Annotated in this window: 7 protein-coding genes and 17 tRNA genes; 2 read left to right on the forward strand and 22 right to left on the reverse strand. The window is 39.4% G+C overall.

Going from position 1 to position 19345, the window contains the following annotated elements:
• Positions 1 to 116 precede the first annotated feature (116 nt).
• Positions 117 to 2279, reverse strand: a complete 2163-nt coding sequence (locus tag JOC48_RS20615) for a YecA family protein (protein WP_204502305.1) — start codon at positions 2277 to 2279, stop codon at positions 117 to 119.
• 297 nt (positions 2280 to 2576) lie between these two features.
• Between JOC48_RS20615 and JOC48_RS20620 the strand changes: the two genes are divergently transcribed.
• Together JOC48_RS20620 and JOC48_RS20625 are read left to right on the forward strand one after the other, a co-directional pair.
• Positions 2577 to 3413, forward strand: a complete 837-nt coding sequence (locus JOC48_RS20620; RefSeq protein ID WP_204502306.1) for a protein-glutamine gamma-glutamyltransferase — start codon at positions 2577 to 2579, stop codon at positions 3411 to 3413.
• A gap of 400 nt (positions 3414 to 3813) precedes the next feature.
• On the forward strand, positions 3814 to 13002 hold the full coding sequence (locus JOC48_RS20625; protein WP_204502307.1) for a fibronectin type III domain-containing protein: 9189 nt from the start codon (positions 3814 to 3816) through the stop codon (positions 13000 to 13002).
• 525 nt (positions 13003 to 13527) lie between these two features.
• Here the strand turns inward: JOC48_RS20625 and JOC48_RS20630 are convergent.
• From JOC48_RS20630 to JOC48_RS20730, 21 genes are all read right to left on the reverse strand, one after another.
• Complete coding sequence (locus JOC48_RS20630; RefSeq protein ID WP_204502308.1) at positions 13528 to 13821, reverse strand: hypothetical protein; 294 nt, start codon at positions 13819 to 13821, stop codon at positions 13528 to 13530.
• Positions 13822 to 13899: 78 nt separating this feature from the next.
• The gene (gene eutH, locus JOC48_RS20635) at positions 13900 to 14982 is read right to left on the reverse strand and encodes an ethanolamine utilization protein EutH (RefSeq protein WP_204502309.1); all 1083 of its coding nucleotides are present in this window, start codon (positions 14980 to 14982) and stop codon (positions 13900 to 13902) included.
• A gap of 179 nt (positions 14983 to 15161) precedes the next feature.
• Positions 15162 to 15947 carry a CPBP family intramembrane glutamic endopeptidase gene (locus tag JOC48_RS20640; protein WP_204502310.1) on the reverse strand — a complete coding sequence of 262 codons (786 nt, stop codon included), beginning with the start codon at positions 15945 to 15947 and terminating at the stop codon, positions 15162 to 15164.
• A gap of 202 nt (positions 15948 to 16149) precedes the next feature.
• Complete coding sequence (locus JOC48_RS20645; RefSeq protein WP_204502311.1) at positions 16150 to 16353, reverse strand: hypothetical protein; 204 nt, start codon at positions 16351 to 16353, stop codon at positions 16150 to 16152.
• Positions 16354 to 16552: 199 nt separating this feature from the next.
• Positions 16553 to 16625: transfer RNA gene (locus tag JOC48_RS20650), tRNA-Ala, on the reverse strand.
• A gap of 18 nt (positions 16626 to 16643) precedes the next feature.
• A tRNA-Gln gene (locus JOC48_RS20655) sits at positions 16644 to 16718 on the reverse strand.
• Between the two features lie 5 nt (positions 16719 to 16723).
• Positions 16724 to 16814: transfer RNA gene (locus tag JOC48_RS20660), tRNA-Ser, on the reverse strand.
• A 2-nt stretch (positions 16815 to 16816) separates the two neighbouring features.
• A tRNA-Asn gene (locus tag JOC48_RS20665) sits at positions 16817 to 16891 on the reverse strand.
• Positions 16892 to 17030: 139 nt separating this feature from the next.
• A tRNA-Arg gene (locus JOC48_RS20670) sits at positions 17031 to 17104 on the reverse strand.
• A 205-nt stretch (positions 17105 to 17309) separates the two neighbouring features.
• Positions 17310 to 17383, reverse strand: a tRNA-Ile gene (locus JOC48_RS20675).
• 10 nt (positions 17384 to 17393) lie between these two features.
• Positions 17394 to 17467, reverse strand: a tRNA-Gly gene (locus tag JOC48_RS20680).
• Between the two features lie 327 nt (positions 17468 to 17794).
• Positions 17795 to 17880: transfer RNA gene (locus tag JOC48_RS20685), tRNA-Tyr, on the reverse strand.
• Between the two features lie 60 nt (positions 17881 to 17940).
• Positions 17941 to 18033: transfer RNA gene (locus JOC48_RS20690), tRNA-Ser, on the reverse strand.
• 96 nt (positions 18034 to 18129) lie between these two features.
• A tRNA-Leu gene (locus tag JOC48_RS20695) sits at positions 18130 to 18218 on the reverse strand.
• 20 nt (positions 18219 to 18238) lie between these two features.
• Positions 18239 to 18313 (reverse strand) — tRNA-Gly (locus JOC48_RS20700).
• 61 nt (positions 18314 to 18374) lie between these two features.
• Positions 18375 to 18459, reverse strand: a tRNA-Leu gene (locus JOC48_RS20705).
• A 37-nt stretch (positions 18460 to 18496) separates the two neighbouring features.
• Positions 18497 to 18569 (reverse strand) — tRNA-Lys (locus JOC48_RS20710).
• Between the two features lie 18 nt (positions 18570 to 18587).
• Positions 18588 to 18663: transfer RNA gene (locus tag JOC48_RS20715), tRNA-Thr, on the reverse strand.
• A gap of 156 nt (positions 18664 to 18819) precedes the next feature.
• Positions 18820 to 18896, reverse strand: a tRNA-Asp gene (locus tag JOC48_RS20720).
• A 6-nt stretch (positions 18897 to 18902) separates the two neighbouring features.
• Positions 18903 to 18975: transfer RNA gene (locus tag JOC48_RS20725), tRNA-Val, on the reverse strand.
• Between the two features lie 39 nt (positions 18976 to 19014).
• Positions 19015 to 19089 (reverse strand) — tRNA-Glu (locus JOC48_RS20730).
• Between the last annotated feature and the right edge of the window lie 256 nt (positions 19090 to 19345).

Consider the following 19345-nt stretch of genomic DNA (forward strand, 5'->3'; position numbering starts at 1 on the left):
TTATTATTAATTTTTTCAAAATCGAATAACTTTAGCTCCGATTCGGATGAAGAGTTAAAAGTTAGCTAAAAAAAGGTGACTTTTTCAGTGATCTCTCCTTGTCCCTCTGTCCCTCACTAAAAGGACGGGATAACAGAACGGCCCCCCTGTCCCGATATAGTTACTCTATCTAAATGAATGATATTCCATACATTTAATGATTTGCTTTTGCCGATTTTGGCTGAAAGAATCATCCCTTCTTCCGCATATTGCACGGCTTTTTTATCTAAGGAAATAGTTAGCTCGTTTTCTTTGTCCACATTGATCGTACGTACACTTTGTTTGTTAACCGCAATGATTTGAAATTGACCAGTTTGGATATCATCTATATTTTTATCAATTTGTTTCAGTTCACTTCCCAAATGACTCCATTCTGCATGATAAGCTCTTGCATGATAAGGATTTTCTGAATCTAGTAGTTGAACTGCATTTAACATCCGAGGTTCATAATTTTTAGCTAGTTCAGTAATTTGCTTATCAATCGTCAATTTCTTTTCCTTACCTAACCATTTTGTTAGTGCTTTAACTGTCGTAATCATGTCCTTTACCATCGTCTTACTAATGTCAATATTCAATTCAAAAAACGCTTGTCCCAATAATGACTCCCAAAAAGGCAGGTCACAATCTTCCCAACTTTTCTTTGCGTGCTTTTCCAATACTTCTCTTATGTCAAAAAGACTATTCCGATATTTCCTTTCCGTACCTTCTGATTTCCCGTTTGTTTTTTCTTTATAGAAAGCAATTAGATCTTTTGTATAAAAATGATTAATCGTCTCAGACGTAAATCCCAAATTTTCGTAAATCGGAATATCTGCTTCCAGTACAGCGGGTGCACGTTTTTGCTGAGGGTTCACTAGCTCTAACTTAGAATAACGTTTTTCTCCCCCAGTCACAAATGGTGATAACGGCAACCCTAATTCTCTTCGGGCTGTATTGAAATCAGGGGTAATCTCTACATCCTGATATTGCTGAATAACATTTTTATACAAAGAATATTCCGCATGTTTTAACCACTCTTCAGCAAGCTCCTTTTTTCCATTCTTAACTAAATCACGTAAAGAGAGGTGATTATATTTTGGAATGGGGTGATCTAATTCAGCAATCGTTGCTTGTTGTGCATATAAAATAAAATATTCTGGTACATCGTTATCGATAGAGGCGGTCATTTCCTTCATCTCTACCTGGACCGGAACGTTGAAACGCTCTTCGTGGTCATCTATTAATATAATAGCTCCCTCTGCTCTTAGTGATTTTCTTAGAAATTGATTAACAACTGCTAGATCATAGGTGGTAAACGTTAATGTGTTATTTTCTATCTCTAAGCTAGCATTTATTTCGGCCAATCGAACTTGACCATTAATTTCACTATCCGTATAGCTTTTAAAATTACTAAGTATTCCAAGTTTCTTGGTAGTATCATCCCACTGCTCTATCTCGAAATCATCATCGTTATATAAAAAATTCTCAGCACGAGCTTTATCTGTCAGATCGAACTTATAGCGATATCTCACAATTTCCTTCTCCTGATCATCCTCTGCATCTAAATTCTCAAGTAGTGCTGCAAGAAGTTCAGGATAATAATCGATTAAAATTTGATCGCGGTCCATGTCTGTTTGTTGCATTAGCTTCTGCACAGTATTTACTGCTTGTTGAAATCCCTTTGGACTAGAAAAACTTCGCACACCATTAAAGTAATAGGAATTTTCTATCGGCTCTAGTAAAGCAAAGGTGCTATACCATGGAATACACGCCGGAATATTTTCTTCTGATTTTGGCAGCGAATAGGTTTGTTTCGAAAAATAGTCCATAAACATGACGTCAGATTCCGTTTGATCAACCGCTTGAACCAACATTGGTTTCAGTGTTGCCCACCTTTTAGCCATATATTTTAAATCATCTGACAATCGACGTTCATTCTCCTCTAAAAACCATTCGATTCCTCGTAAACCATTTTCATAACGATGGAAAAAATAAAGCCAAAAATTAAAAAAGCCTTGCTGTTGTTCACCCAACTTTCGATCTGTTCTATCCTTAAATTGTGACTCTAATCGGTAATAAAGACTTGGAGGAACTTGATTCGTTATAAAATCCCCTAGTTGATTTACTAACGCATGCTTTTGTTGAAAAAATCGCTCCTCCTTTACATGTTGGAATTGAATAACATTATTCTTTTTCAAGCAACATTTCTTATACTTTTTTCCACTCCCACAAGGACATGGTTCATTTCTTCCAACTGACAACTTGATTCTCCTTTCACTGGGACAAAGGGACAGGTTCCTTGTCCCACCCTTGTTCTATTTTCACTCTTCCTCATCTTTTTCTCGATCCTTAAAATTTTTACTACGTCGAATTATTTCTCTGCTAAAAATTTTTCACATTCTTTACGTGCAAAAAAAGCTACTACTTGATAATAGCAACTCTTTTCCTAAACGTCTAACTAAGGACACGGGACATGCCCCCTATAAAAAACACATGGAAATTTCACTTGAATATATTAGTTAAGAAAAGAAATCTCAAGCATGGAATGAGGGAAAAGTATGATACAACTTACAGGGATAGATTCAGAACAAATTAACGAGTGGCCACTTGATATGATTGAAAGTGTAATCATTCATCAAATGCACGAAGATCCAACTGTACATTCTTATCAATCCATGGATGAACTATTGTTTGAACTCAAGTTACGAAAAAACATCCTTGGAAGTGCAAAAGCCATGAATCAAGGGCGTCCTCAATTAGTCTCATTTGAACAATCTCGCTGCAACCCACGATACTGGTATTTGACAAATAGCGGCGGATTCCAGCTGAGACCTGATGTATTACCCTCTGATGCCATTCAAGATATATTTATAAACAGTAAACGATATGCGTTTGAATGTTCCATGGCTATAGTCATTATCTATTATCATGCCATTTTAAACAGTATGGATAACTATTTATTTAATCAAATTTTCCAGGATATTTACTTATACAGTTGGCACTTTGATTCCAAATTCGAAATACACTCCATTCACACGAGGTATTTTTTGCCTGGGGATGTTGTCTACTTTAATAATCCGGATTTTCATCCAAGACACTCCTTATGGCGAGGAGAAAATGCCATTATTTTTGAAAATGGAACGTTTTTTGCCCATGGTTTAGGAATAGTAAATGCTAGACAAATTATTCACTCTCTAAATATAAAAAGAAGGCCAGGAAGTAATCAATCAGCCTATTTGACACATTTAGTCGCAAGGCTCCCTTTCTCCCAATTAATCAATCATTTTAATGACTCACGTAGTTTAAAAACTTATAAAACTCAACATCCCATACTCCACCATAATCAAAGTTCAATTTCATTAAAGCAATATCTCTTATTTTCAAACGGGACATAGGACCTGTCCCTATGTCCCTCATGTCCATTCACATAAATAACAAGTCCTAGTTCTTCGACATAACGGAAATGACGGCATTTCCTAGCCTTCTCTCTCCTTCTACTCCTTAATAGCCATTTTTCCTCAAACCTTAATAAAATCAAAGGGATACCAATATTATCGTAGAATAGTCTAGTTAGTTCCTTCCATGTTTAAAAGGGGGTGAGAATAATGAAGTCATAACTTGTACTTTATAGTCGATGTAGGAGCAGTTTTTCCAAAGTATGTTGAACCTTGACAATTAAATAATAGGAGGTGACGAAGCCAAGCATTTCATTCTCATTATGGTTAAAGAATATTTTTTGTATGTGAAAATCACTACATAGGCTTTAACGAGAATGAATGCTAGGTGAACAAATGTATGGATAAAAGCCTATACTATCGAGACTTAAGAGGGTATGTAAAAAAGCATCTGATGTTGTTTATCATGTTCATTATCATTTTTGGTCAAATAGAGTATCTATTCCAACCATTCATTCAACCCGTATCAGCCGATGAAGATAATCCAATTACATTTAATAGGTGGGATTTAGAAAATAACGGTTACGTAAATGCTAACAACTCCGATGACTTTTATTTATATGCCAGATTTCGTTCTGAATCAGAGATTACATCGATTGAATATAATTACTCAACCGACGGTACTAATTGGCAACCGTTTGAACTAATTGTTAACGACTATGGTATCTATCATTATCGTTATAATAATGAATGGTATAGAAGAATTTTTGTTGATTTAACAGACTTACCCGAGGGGGCCTTCTATGTACAGGCTACAGCTACAGATCTAGATGGACATACCTTAACAGAGCAAACAGAAATAAAGAAAGATACGGTAAGACCTTCACAAGTGGAAAGTTTAACCGTTACAACTAGTGAAGATCAAACCGATTTCATCGTGAACTGGGATGCACTTACAGATGATATTGATCATTATGAGATCCAGCGTACTCGTGCGACATCAGGTTGGTCGACACGTAATAGCAATCTAACAGAATCTACCTTTACAGACCAAAATGTAACTGCTGGTCTAACTTATAAATATCGAGTGATATCGGTAGATGCAGCAGGTAACGAAATGATATCGAATGTTGTATCAAGCGTAATTCCTGTTAGTCAGCCTGTCATCGATTATGCCAATCCAAGCTCTAATTACACAACAAATTACAGTTCTGTATCTTATAATGTTCGATTTATCGATCATATTCCGATTGAGGCAATTAATATTGAGGTTTCAAACGATAATGGTACGACATGGGAAATAATTAACCCCGACCAGGAAGTATCTCAATCAGACAATTATTTTCGAGTGTATGGCAGTTGGGATATTTCAGCAATCGATGATGATATCTATAACATTCGTGCAACAGCTATCGATGCGAACGGTCGTGAAACTACTACACCGCAACGAACCATTACAATTGATCATGCGAATCCTGACACACCATCTAATTTCGAAGCAACAGCTGATGGCGATGATATCTTGCTAACGTGGGATACAGTGGATGACGCTGACCGCTATTACATTAGGCGAGAACTAATGGATGGCTCTTATTCTAGGGGCTGGTGGGTTTACGCACCGGATACTAGTTTAAGAGATAACTATGCTTCAAAAAATACGATGTATAAGTATTTGATTTATAGCAGAGACGATGCTGGAAATGAAAGTGGAACGAATAAAGTGAGTGCAGAAGTATATGATGGTCCAAGTATTACACTTGATAATGGAACCACATTTGCAACCAATGACAGCGCGTACACATTATCCGGTGTAACCGAAGCTGGAGCTGAAGTATCCATTAATGATGAAACTGTTGTAGTGGATGGAAATGGTAACTTCTCCACTGACTTCACGCTTTCCGATGGAGAAAGTGAATTTTTAATTGAAGCAACGAATGATGGCGGTACGCATAAAAAGAATCAAACTGTTTACTTTGAACAAGATGCACCATACATTTATACATTTAACCCTAATGACAACACAACATTAGGTGGTGACCCATATGGTGTTCATTTTCGAGTAAGGGATGGAGAAAGCTCTGGTATTGATTCTGTTGTCTTTCAAGTAACGACTGATGATGGGGCTACTTGGGACGATATAAAAACAATTGAAGAAGATCAGCTGTCTCGCTATTCGTATTGGGATTCTAGTTTAGGAAAATCACTTCCTTATTGGAGAGATACAATAAACTGGGATACTACATTAAATGGACAAAAATTAGCGGATGGGGCTTATAAATTCCGTCTAATTGCTTATGACAAAGCCGGAAATGCTTCAAATGGATCTCCAGTTAGAATTTGGACCATTGACAACACGGCACCACAAGCACCTTCGAATCTTTCCGCATCTGCAGGTGTGGATGAAGTATCGCTTACGTGGAATCGAAATAGTGAAAGTGACCTAGACGACTACCACATCTACCGGTCGACAACATCTGGTGAAGACTATGAATACATTGGTAGGCGCGGATACTATTCAAATTATACCGACCGAGATGTAGAAGCTGGAACCACTTATTATTATGTGCTTACTGCAACGGATTCACGAGGGAATGAAAGTGAATTTTCGCAAGAAGTAACGGTAACTCCAGAAGAGGATACAACAGCACCGACTATCACATCAACCAATATTAGTGATGGAGATACCATAGGTAGTTCGTCTGTTTATTTACGCGTTTATTATAACGAAAACTCGCACCGTAGCATTTCTACTATTGACTTTGATTATTCTTTAGATGATGGATCAACTTGGAATCCAATTAGTGATCCAGGCTATAGCTACTCATCTATATACTGGAATCCGTCAAGCTTATCATCAGGTGATGTTTCAATAAGGTTTACTGTTACAGATGCATCTGGAAATTCATCCTCTGTAACAAAAGATGTTAGCTTAGATGTTACAGCTACACCACCTGAGAATGTTGAATTATCAACAACAGATGGAACCGTTACAGTTAGCTGGGATGAATCAGAAGCAGACGATTTCAGATATTATCGTGTCTACCGGTCCGAAACACGTTATGGGTATTATTCGCACCGAAGTAGAATGAATAATGTAACAGAGACCAGCTATACCGATACAAGTGTTACAATCGATGATATTTATTATTATAAAGTCCGATTTGAAGATACGTATGGAAATATTGCTGAATCTGACGTTCAATGGGTTAAAGTTGCAGATGATACGACAGCACCTGTTATTACAAGAATCGAACCAGCTGAAGATGAAACGATAGGTGGACCATCCGTCAGTTTGGATGTGTGGGCAACAGATAATAAAGAGGTAGATTATACAACGCTTTATTATTCTGAAGATAATGGAAGTACATGGGAAGAAATCGGAACTGACACCTACCCTTACTGGGATCGATTCGATTTTACCTGGTACACAGAAGGACTTACATCTGGCACCTACCTATTAAAAGCAGTAGCTTCTGATTTAGCAGGTAACGAAACAAGCAAGGAATTCAGCTATAACTTGGATGTAGATGTAACTGCAGTAGATACGTTATCAACTACTTCAGCTGAAAATACGATAACGCTAAACTGGGAAACTGTATCAGATGATGATCTTAATTCTCGACCATATCGGATCTATCGCAGTGAGTCAATCGATGGCAGTTATTCTTCTCGCACAGGTTGGTTAACTAGTAATACTACTAGTTATACGGATTCTAGTCTCGATGCTTCTAAAACCTATTATTATAAAATTGAAACACGAGATCAATACAGAAATATAGCGAGTTCTGAACCAGTAAGTGCTCAGTTATTGGAGGATACCACTGATCCTTACATTTATGATACGAGTCCTGACTCAGGTGTAACCATTGGCGGCGATGGTTCACAAAGAATGTATGTTTATTTCCGGGATAATGCAGGAAGAGAAGGAGCAACCGTTCAATATGAGTATAGTACGGACGGTACAACGTGGAATCCAATCGACGGACATACTTACGGTCCATATGGTTCCAATAATAACTTCTACTTCTATAAATATTGGCAATTAGAGGATCTAACAAGTGACACTTACACCGTTCGCTTCACCGTTTCAGATAGCTCCGGGAACAGTACGGAACAAGAAGTTCAGTATCAAGTGGACCGAACTCCACCGAGTGTTCCGGAAAATGTTATCGGAAATTATGGCTCAGGTGTCGTAAGTTTATCCTGGGAAGCCCCTAGTGAAGCCGATGTTTCAAATTATAGAATTTACCGGGCAACTAGTCAGGAAGGGCCGTTTCATTACATTCGTACTGTTAATGGGCGTGATAATGTAACCGTAACAGATGATACGGTGCAGCCTGAATTAACGTATTTCTATCGTATTACTGCACGAGACCGTTTTAATCAAGAAGGAGACATGTCACAAATTGCAGCCGTGTCGGCGAAGACAGATGACATCCCACCAGTTGTCCTTGGTATTGAACCGATTAATGATACGGTCATTGGACAAGAAGCAACGGTAACTGTACGTGCAGAGGATAATCTTGCTTTATCAAGTATCACGCTTCAGTATTCTGACGATGACGGGGCAACATGGCATGACATCGAAACAAAGGCGACCCAAAATAATGCCAACTTCACATGGGACACCGGGACGCTTGAAGGAGAAATAGTCATTCGGGCAATTGCTCATGACTCAGCAGGCAATGATAGTGATGGCTCAATTGTTCGCACATACATGATCGACAAGCAAGGCCCAGAAAAAATTACTGGTGTGACAGCAGATGAGAATACAACTGCGGTCACTTTACGTTGGAATGATGTCACAGCACCTGACTTTTCCTATTTCCAAGTTGAACAAAAGGATGAGGATACCGGTTTATTTAACAGCATTGGCAAAGAGTACAATACATTAGGAATGCACATTGATGGACTTTCACCAAATTCCAACTACTCATTCCAAGTAGTCGCTTATGATCAATATGGAAACCGCGGAGAAGCGTCGGATGTCATAGAAGTAACAACAACAGCAGATACCACAAGTCCTGTTGTCACAAGTTTAGCACCAAATCCAGGTTACTTTGATGAAACAATCCCTTTAAAAGGAAATGTAACCGACAATGTCGGCGTAGCATCCTTTACGTTTGAGTATTCAACAAATCAAGAAACATGGGAAGAGATTACCACCATAAATCTTGATGGTTCTAAAAAAACAGAACAGGTTACCTTTGATTGGGATGTCGCTGAATTAGCAGAAGGATCCTATTATGTACGAGGGATTTCTACAGATTCGGCTGGAAATACATCTAATCCATCTAATGTTTATGAATACCGAATTGATCATCACGCACCAGGTGCACCAGGCGGATTTTCGATTGACGCAACACCACGAACAATCGAATTAACCTGGGAACAGGGGCCAGAATTAGACCTTGAGGGTTATCGTGTATATCGTGCTACAGATGAAGCAGGTCCATTTACAGTTGTAGCAAATGATCTGAACACCCTCGGATATCGTGATGAGGATGTAGAACCAGCTGAAAACTACTACTACAAGGTAACTGCATTTGATAATGCTGGTAATGAAGGAGAAGCAACAGAGATTTTAACCGCTAGTTTAGAGGAAGATACGGAGGCACCTGTTGTTCATAGTTTGTCACCAAAAACGGATTCTAAATTGCCGCAGAATCCTAGAATATCTGTGTTGGCATCGGATAATTATAAGCTCGATTCATTGACATTGGAATACAAAGCAGCAGACAGTGAAGATAATACATGGCATGAAATTGATACAGTAGAAAACATAGACACGTATAGTAAAGTCGTCAACTTCCAATGGGATACAAGTGGATTATCTGATGGTACGTATGACGTTCGTGCGATAGCAACCGATGTAAAGGGGCAGGCTAGTGACCCAAAAGAAGTTAGCTATGATTTGAATGTCGAACCACCAGCAAAACCAGATGTAACTGCAACAGCTAAAGGCTGGGGTGTAGACCTTTCATGGACGTCTAATGATGAAGAAGATTTAGCAGGATATAGAGTTTACCGAAGTACCAAACAAGGAGAAGGCTATCGTCTTGTTGAAGATATGACTACAACATCCTATTCAGATGAACCATTAGAACCGGGATTAACGTATTATTATGTCGTTGATGCGGTTGATAGTTATAATAATACGAGCAGAAGTGATGAAGTATCAGTTACACCATTAACCGATGATCCAATTAATCCAACTGCTAATGCAGGTGATGACATTGTTGTTACCGTTGGGATGGAAGCAGCTTTTAATGGAACACAATCGAGGGATAATGATCGCATTGTTCGCTACGAATGGGATTTTGGTGATGGATCAACAGCCGAAATGGCTGAACCAACACACCTTTACGATGCGGAAGGAGAATATACTGCTACCTTAACAGTGTATGATGCTTCTGGAAATTCAGATACGGATACAACGACTGTTACGGTGAGGGCTAAAGAAGAAGTCGGTACATTAGAAGTACGTGTTCTCGATAATGCTAGTGGTGCAGTCATATCAGGTGCTTCCGTGGTCATCGAATTTCCTGATGGTTCTAGTCAAAAAACAACTTCGAACGGCCAAGGAATGGCTAATGTGGTAGCTGAACCAGGAGATTATCGGGTTTATGCCTACAAAGAAGGCTTTAAACCAAAAGCAATCAATGCGACACTTGAAGTAGACGAGACGAAAACAGCAACCGTTCGTTTAAAACGCGGGGAGTTAGTTGTTGGTGACTTAACAGTTGAACGGATGACATTGGAAGAAATTGAAGATGCTGGTATTGATGTAAATGCTCCTGAAAACCAGTGGGTATATGAATTTAATGTGAATTTAGCATTTAATGGTCAATCGCTCGCACCTTCTGCTTTCAAGGTGAACTCCGCCGGACAATTTGTCGGTCTACCACCAGAGCCAATTATTATTACCGATGATGACGATGAAAAGTTAGTCGCTTATCCTACACCAATTATCCCTTCACCTGAAGTGACTGAGGATGCTGGTCCTGGATTAAGACCTACAATCGCTTATCTTGTTATTCCAGCAGAAGCACGCTGGCTGAAAGAATTTTTTGAAGTAGGATTAACATTAGAAAACACAGCTGATGCCGAGTTTATTCTTTCTGATTCTACCGCTACACTGGAGCTTCCTAATGGCTTAAGCTTAGCTCCAACAGCAGAGCCACAATCCTTACAAGTGGATTTAGGCGATATCGCAGGTGGAGAAAAACGGGAGCAAAAGTGGATCATTCGAGGAGATCAAAAGGGATACTACACACTCCGAGCATTATTTGAAGGTAACCTTCAACCATTTGATGAGCTTGTCCAAACAACGTTCGAAACAGAAGATCCATTCCGCGTTTGGGGCGAAGATGCGCTTGAAATTTTTGTTGATGCACAGGATCGAGCAGATCGTGGCCATCCATATCATGTAAAGTATGGTTTGAAAAACGTATCCGATGTGCCTGTTTACAATGCATCATTCACGACTAAGGATGAAGGAGTAAATTATATTCTTGCACCGAATCAACAAACAGACATTTTCCAACGTGAACTAGCCCCAGGTGAAACGATGTGGCTGGAAACCTATCTCTTGCCATTTATAAGCGGAGATTTGGATCTATCTAATTCCTATGTTGTTCAAACAGGCGGTAATGCAACTGTTCCTGTTACATTTATGGAACATCGCATGCCTGACAATGATCCTGATCAAGTACCGCAATTGCTTCACCAATTTAATGCAGAGGGTACGATAACCTTAAATTGGGATGCCATCTCTGATGCACTAGGTTACCGTATTTATGAAGCAATGGAAGAGGATAGTTCATCGACTGCATCTGCAAGTATCGCATCGTTCCAGTTACTCACCGCTACGATTGCAAGTAATCACACGGTGTCTGATTGGAAGCTTGCATATGAAGCAGACGCTGATGAAACAAGCGTTACATTAGATGGTAACAAAAAATATCTGATAACAACGATGATCGATGATCAGGAATCCTTAAAACACGCAGTGAAAAATTTCTTTGACATGGAAACAGTTAGCATAACGGTTTCACCGGAACAGTTAACAGTTGGTGAAGAAACAGAGCTGTACATTAATGTCAGAAAGGGAATACTTCCTTACCAAGATGCAACACTTAATGTAGGTAACTATGAAAGTGATGTTACCCTTGATGACAATGGAACAGCGCAAGTGACAATCACACCAGATGAAGCCGGCGATTTAGAAATAACCGTTATCGATACAAATGGAAATCCTGTCACAACTGAAACGATAACAGTCGAGGCACCTTTAACACCAAATACTCCAACAGGCTTAACAGGTGTAGCTGGTGATAAGGAAGTTTCGTTAACTTGGCAGCCAAATGAAGAGGAAAATCTGAATGGCTACTTTGTTTACATGCAGGACAACGAGCAATGGACGAAGCTAACAGCGGATGCCATTGTTGAAGAAGAATTCGTTATAGATGGACTGGATAATGGTATTTCCTATACCTTTGCTGTTTCTGCTGTCAATGAATCAGGGAACGAATCAGAGCTTTCAGAGCCTATATCAGCAACGCCAATCAGTGATGAACCAGACGATACCGTTGCACCTGCTGTAACAATTAGCGGTATTGAAGATTTAGTCAATGCTGTTGAACAAATCGTTACGATCGATGTCGATGAAGACGCAGATATCGAAGTAACCGTAGAAGGAACAGAAGTTACTGCTAATGAAGATGGAGACTACGAGGTTACATTATCTGAAGGCTCCAATGAGATTGTGGTAGCCGCAACCGATGCTGCTGGTAATGTTGGAACAGCTAGTAAAACCGTTGTGTTAGATACAAAAGCTCCAACCATTTCGGTTTCTGGATCTGGTTTCGGTTCATCAGGACCTGGATCACTTCTCTTTAATGTATCAACTGATGAAGAAGCTGACATTACCGTAACGGTCAATGGTTCTGAGGTCGAAGCAGCGGAAACTGGAAAGTATGATATTGTGCTGGAGAATGGCGAAAACACAATCGTATTTAAAGCAGTTGATCCTGCAGGCAATGAATCAACCAATGAAATGAAGGTCACGTCAATGTATGATAATGACCCGGATACAACCTCCCCTTCCATTACAATTAGCGGTATTGAAGATTTAGTCAATGCTGTTGAACAAATCGTTACGATCGATGTCGATGAAGACGCAGATATCGAAGTAACCGTAGAAGGAACAGAAGTTACTGCTAATGAAGATGGAGACTACGAGGTTACATTATCTGAAGGCTCTAATGATATTATGGTAACCGCAACCGATGCTGCTGGTAATGTTGGAACAGCTAGTAAAACCGTCGTGTTAGATACAAAAGCTCCAACCATTTCGGTTTCTGGATCTGGTTTCGGTTCATCAGGACCTGGATCACTTCTCTTTAATGTATCAACTGATGAAGAAGCTGACATTACCGTAACGGTCAATGGTTCTGAGGTCGAAGCAGCGGAAACTGGAAAGTATGATATTGTGCTGGAGAATGGCGAAAACACAATCGTATTTAAAGCAGTTGACCCTGCAGGCAATGAATCAACCAATGAAATGAAGGTCACATCGATGTATTAAAGACCTTGTAAATATAACCTTCCGTAGATGAAAATCATTCTGCGGAAGGATTTTTTTGGACAGAGGGGCATGGCCCTTATGCTATTAAGCACTCGGTAATATGAATTTTATTTCCTGTCCTTCTGTGTCTTTTTTTGTAAATAATAAGTAAGAAATTATCTCCTATTAACTGAATAAAATGGGAACAAAGGAGATGATTATCATTGAATTACAGTAGACTTATAAGAAAACAAGAAGAAGCTAATCATTTAGTCCGTTGTATGAAATGTGAAAAAGTATTATGTAAGAGGGAAGAAAGAGATATAGAAGTATGCGATTATTGTTCTAAAAGAAAAAAATAGTAGAAAGAATGAAGACATTCCAAAAATGGATGTCTTTTTTATATGTTAAGAAAAACTTCGACACTCGTTATGGAGAGACGAATATCTAATATTGCTGGTGGTTAAAACAAAATACGGTGTCAGACAAACTACCCGTTAACAATTATATACGAGCACTTTCTGACACCAAAGATATCCTTACTACTTATGGTTGTACATTATCTTCTTGAGCATTCAGGTTAGTGAGTACTCTTTCCATTTGGTGTTGAGTTTCTTCTACACGAAGTTGAGCTTCAAATAAGGGCTCGGTTGAAGTCCCACTTCCATTAATCGCCTTACCACGTGCATCTTGAATTTGATCTTGTACCTCACGTAATTGCTGTTGAATTTGTTGGATTTTTTCAGCATCCGCATTATTTTTTGCTTGACGAGCTGCATCCTCTAATTTTAGAGAAACTTCAACTAGTTGTTGGATTTCATGTTGGTTTTGAATCGGCATAAAGCTTTCCTCCCTATGTTTTATCTAAGTCTATCTTTTACAGAAATCCTTCAGCCTACTCCCTTTTTCAAAAGAAAATTAGCGGGTCTTCTTTTCGCGGGTTGTAATAACAGCTAATAGAACTGCGCTGATTCCTCCAGCTAGTTTTCCTACTACCATTGCAAAAACAACTTCCTTGTTCACACCAGCAACAAAGCCCAAGTGTCCTCCAAATACAAATGCACCACTGACAGCAAATGCTACATTGATGACTTTCCCTCTTGAATCCATATCTTTAAGAAGGGATAGCATCGGAATGTTATGGGCTAGAGATGCGACTAAGCCTGCTGTTGACGTTTCACTGATTCCTAGTAGGGTACCTACTTTCCGAAGGATTTTTTTAAGAATAATGGATAAGAAAGCAACCATTGGAAACGCACCTGCCAAAAACACAACAATCATCGCAACAATTTCAATCCCATCCATGAGTGGAGTCATGTTGGGAATAACAGTGAAACCTGTGAATGTTTCCACACATATTGCTGCTAGCCCAATAATAGCTATGATTTCAATACATTTTGCAAAAACTGTAAATCCCGAAATCATTCTATCCGTATATTTCCATAATCCTACCGAAATCATAATAGACAATATAATAGCTGGAATAAGGTTTTTGATGATAACCATCATATGTAAGTCAGCAATAATCCCACCAACGAAACAGCCAATTGGAATAGTTATTAAACCTAAAAGAACCCCTTTCGCAAAGAATTTTTGGTCTTCTTTTTCTATGATGCCCAGTCCAATAGGGATTGTAAAAACAAGTGTTGGTCCCATCATGGTTCCTAAAAACACCCATGCAAACAATTCAGCTTCTGCACTTTGAGACATTTCCAATGCTAATGCATACCCTCCCATATCAAGGGCTAATAAAGTATTTGCAAATGCAGCTGGGTCTGCTCCGACTAACCCATAAAAAGGTGCGATAATTGGAGTCAGTATAGAAGCAATTACTGGGGCTAACGATATGATTCCAACCATTGCAAGTGTAAGTGAACCCATAGCCTTAAATCCATCAGTAAAACGGTGCCCCATTCCCCACCTATTTCCTATACATTTATCAATAGCCCCAATACAAAAAAAGCCAATAACAATCAAAACGATTATGTCGTTAATACTCACTTTTTACTCCCCAAATCAATAAGATTAATTACAAAACCTTTTCCTATTTTATCATTTTTGGGACAGAGGGACAGGTTAACTGTCCCAAAATATACCTCACAATAGGGGTCAGTCACCCTGACCCTTGATTGTAGCTTTGTGGAATTTTTAAAATACATTCCCTATAAAATTCCCCAGCACTAAATTAATGGGGTAACAAAATGGAGCATAAAATCAGCCGACATATGAGAGACAATGGCATATTCTAATCCTCTTTTCCAATATAAAAAACCAAAACCTAGCCCAGCAAATCCATTTCCAATTAAAATATACAAAACCACCCATAGTGTTAATTCACCATAAACCAGTTGCGCTAACGGTAAATGTCCAATACCAAATACTAAGGAAGTTCCTACTATCGCTATCCAGTAAATCCATGGAGAAATGACACTTTTTTTCCGCATAAATACCTTACTAAGTATCCATACCAATAAAGTCATGAGCCCAAATCTCATAATTAATTCTTCTGATATCCCACCTTGAAATATAGTAGTAAGACCTACCCACCAAGGAATATCCACCGTTTGATTTACTTCTAAAAATGAAGGAATGTTTGGTGCAAAAACGAACGAAATCAACACCGAGATTACCACAGCAGATATGAATCCCCAACCAATGGAAATCCATAAGTATTTATAATCCCATCTCGGTTTTTCAGCTTTCTCAAAAACAGAACGAATCCAATCCCATCTTAGTCCTGCCTTTGAAGACAAAAATATGCCAACTAAGCTAAAGATAAAGGCCGTTATAATAAGGTTAATTCCTGATCCGAAAATATATTGGACAGTTGTTACTCTTGTATCTGCCATTTCATTTAACTGCTCTAAAACATGATCAGATATAGCAATCATATATGGAATAGAAACAACATAGGACAATATTGCAATTACACCGAAAAAAAAGGCAAACTTAATATTTCTTTTCATGTAAACCACCTCCTTTACATTGTGCAAGCAGACATTCGCGAAATTGGCCTTGCCCTTTAGTAGGTATGGTAAGTGTTCCTTTTAACTCAAATATTAATATTATTGTTTGTAATAATCTAGCTTTTTTTATAAAAGTTGGAAATATACATACAAACAATGTTATTTAAGGAATCACCCCTCACGTAAGGAAGGATGTACTTCTCTAAGAATCACTTCTTAGAGAACGATAAGCTAATAAAAATTGTTGGTATGTTTCTTGCCCATAGATGTCTTTATCCTGTTTAAAAAAGCGTTCAAAAGTTGTCTCCTTTGCTTGATTTAATGTGCAATTTTTCGCATTCATTACTAATGATAAGTAAGCAATAAAGAAATCCTTCTTTAATGTACCAGCATGATTTACAATCACAACAATCCCTCCATTTAACAATCATTTGTTATCACTATTAATCAAAAAAAATTGATTTTTGCCAAAACAAAAACAAAACAACTATAATAAATCAATTTTTTTTGATATAGCCACATCATAATACCACTTACTGCATATGTCAACTATTTGATAAAAAAGACTACAATCAGCATATAACTAATTGTAGTCTTTGGTATGATGGAGCCTAGCGGGATCGAACCGCTGACCTCCTGCGTGCAAAGCAGGCGCTCTCCCAGCTGAGCTAAGGCCCCGTTCTATATACATATAAATGGCTGGGCTAGCTGGATTCGAACCAGCGCATGACGGTACCAAAAACCGTTACCTTACCGCTTGGCTATAGCCCAATAAATGGCGGAGAAGGAGGGATTTGAACCCTCGCGCCGCTTACGCGACCTACACCCTTAGCAGGGGCGCCTCTTCAGCCACTTGAGTACTTCTCCACTGGCTCCACAGGTAGGATTCGAACCTACGACCGATCGGTTAACAGCCGATTGCTCTACCACTGAGCTACTGTGGATTAATATCAAATTATACTTTTCAATGACCTTGTCCAATCGTGCTAAAAGGGTTTATATTTCCGATGAAATCTTCGCTTTTCGCGGACCATGATTACTCGGTGACACTTATTACGTTTCAGCTACTTCGGAACAAGGCTACGCGCCCTAGAGGATTCGAACCTCTGACCCACAGCTTAGAAGGCTGTTGCTCTATCCTGCTGAGCTAAGGGCGCATGAAATTAAAAGAAAGTTATTTTCTATAACTTCATAAATACCTCTGCATCTACAAGCCAATTCAAGAAGCAATGTGCTTCGAGGTTACTAGTAGCCTAATCGGTAGATGTTTTGCTCGTTGCTCTATCCTGCTGAGCTAAAGGCGCAAACTCCAAGTATTATATTAACATAATAATGCATGAGATTTAAACCAATAACTTTCAATGGGCCTGAGTGGACTTGAACCACCGACCTCACGCTTATCAGGCGTGCGCTCTAACCAGCTGAGCTACAGGCCCATTATAATAATGGAGCGGGTGAAGGGAATCGAACCCTCGACATCAGCTTGGAAGGCTGAGGTTTTACCACTAAACTACACCCGCATGGAGTTTTACCTTATTTTTAAATTTTGGCTTACGCTCTTTTCATGTCCCTGCATCTGCTAGCTTATTCAAAGGTGTTATATGCTTCGGGACAACTCGTAGCTTACTCGGTGGATGTTTTGCTCGTGGCTGAGGTTTTACCACTAAACTACACCCGCATGGAGTTTTATCTTATTTTTAAATTTTGGCTTACGCTCTTTTCATGTCCCTGCATCTGCTAGCTTATTCAGAGATGTAAATGCTTCGGAACTACTAGTAGCTTATTCGGTGGATGTTTTGCTCGTCACTAAAATACACCCGCATACCAAAACAATATAGGAATATACATGGTGGAGGGAGTAGGACTCGAACCTACGAACCCGATGGGAGCGGATTTACAGTCCGCCGCGTTTGGCCAACTTCGCTATCCCTCCATCTTCAATTAACAGCTCTACAACATAATTAATCAAGTTAATAAAATATATTTATAAAAATGGCGGAGGAGGAGGGATTCGAACCCCCGCGGGCCGTGAAGCCCCTGGCGGTTTTCAAGACCGCTCCCTTCAGCCAGACTTGGGTACTCCTCCGTACTAAAACTCTCTCGTGGTGGTCCTTGATGGATGTTTACTTGCAACCAATTGGATATTAATGGATTTCTTTAACCGACTGAGCATTAGCGCTAATGGTACCGAGGGCCGGACTTGAACCGGCACGATAGTTACCTACCGCAGGATTTTAAGTCCTGTGTGTCTGCCAATTCCACCACCCCGGCATGGTTTAATATAAATTATATGGAGCGAAAGACGGGATTCGAACCCGCGACCCCCACCTTGGCAAGGTGGTGTTCTACCACTGAACTACTTTCGCATTGTAGTTTTTTGAAAACAATAGAAAGTTATTTTACTTCCCTTCGCTACGTAAAAAACTTTGGTGCGGGTGGAGGGACTTGAACCCCCACGTTTAAAAACACTAGATCCTAAGTCTAGCGCGTCTGCCAATTCCGCCACACCCGCTAAATGATAGTTATTTTGCTATCGCAATAAACTATGATGAGCCATGGAGGATTCGAACCTCCGACCCTCTGATTAAAAGTCAGATGCTCTACCAACTGAGCTAATGGCTCATAATTATAATAGAGTAATGGTGCCGGCCAGAGGACTTGAACCCCCAACCTACTGATTACAAGTCAGTTGCTCTACCAATTGAGCTAGACCGGCTTAATTTAACTTTTTATTTTTAAAAAAAATTCTTACTTTTGTTATCGTCGTTCCATTCTCAGTAAGCTTAACCAAGTAGCTTCTCGAATGGCACGCTGTTGATTATTCACTGTAGCAAATTCGATCGTGATCTACCAATTGAGCTAAACCGGAAAATGGCGGTCAGGACGGGACTCGAACCCGCGACCTCCTGCGTGACAGGCAGGCATTCTAACCAACTGAACTACCGGACCAATGAGTGGAGGATGCAGGGCTCGAACCTGCGACCCCTTGCTTGTAAGGCAAGTGCTCTCCCAGCTGAGCTAATCCTCCACTATGAGATAAGTTATTTTCAACTATGCGAAAAAACTTTGGTGACCCGTACGGGATTCGAACCCGTGTTACCGCCGTGAAAGGGCGGTGTCTTAACCACTTGACCAACGGGCCAATTAAAATTTTTCAAATTCTTTCTACCGTAGTCTTCCTTGCACTGTGTTCGGCACGGACAGGTGTGACCTCTCCGTTATTGCCATCAGACATGAAATATTCAGGTGTATTGTACCCTGAAAACTAGATAAGAAAGGTTACAAGAACATCGAATACACGACCGACTTCATCAATCCAGTTACGGCTCCTAATAGCTAGCGTATAGTTAATCCATCATTCCGTACTCAAAATTCGGAGTACTTCATGCTGTCTTATC

The organism is Aquibacillus albus (assembly GCF_016908325.1).
GTDB lineage: Bacteria > Bacillota > Bacilli > Bacillales > Amphibacillaceae > Aquibacillus_A > Aquibacillus_A albus.

What these genes read in the sequence shown, in the direction of transcription:
- JOC48_RS20620 (WP_204502306.1), top strand. Translation starts at nt 2,577, where the DNA reads ATGATACAACTTACAGGGATAGATTCAGAACAAATTAACGAGTGGCCA.
- JOC48_RS20625 (WP_204502307.1), top strand. Translation starts at nt 3,814, where the DNA reads ATGGATAAAAGCCTATACTATCGAGACTTAAGAGGGTATGTAAAAAAG.
- JOC48_RS20630 (WP_204502308.1), bottom strand. Translation starts at nt 13,821, where the DNA reads ATGCCGATTCAAAACCAACATGAAATCCAACAACTAGTTGAAGTTTCT.
- JOC48_RS20640 (WP_204502310.1), bottom strand. Translation starts at nt 15,947, where the DNA reads ATGAAAAGAAATATTAAGTTTGCCTTTTTTTTCGGTGTAATTGCAATA.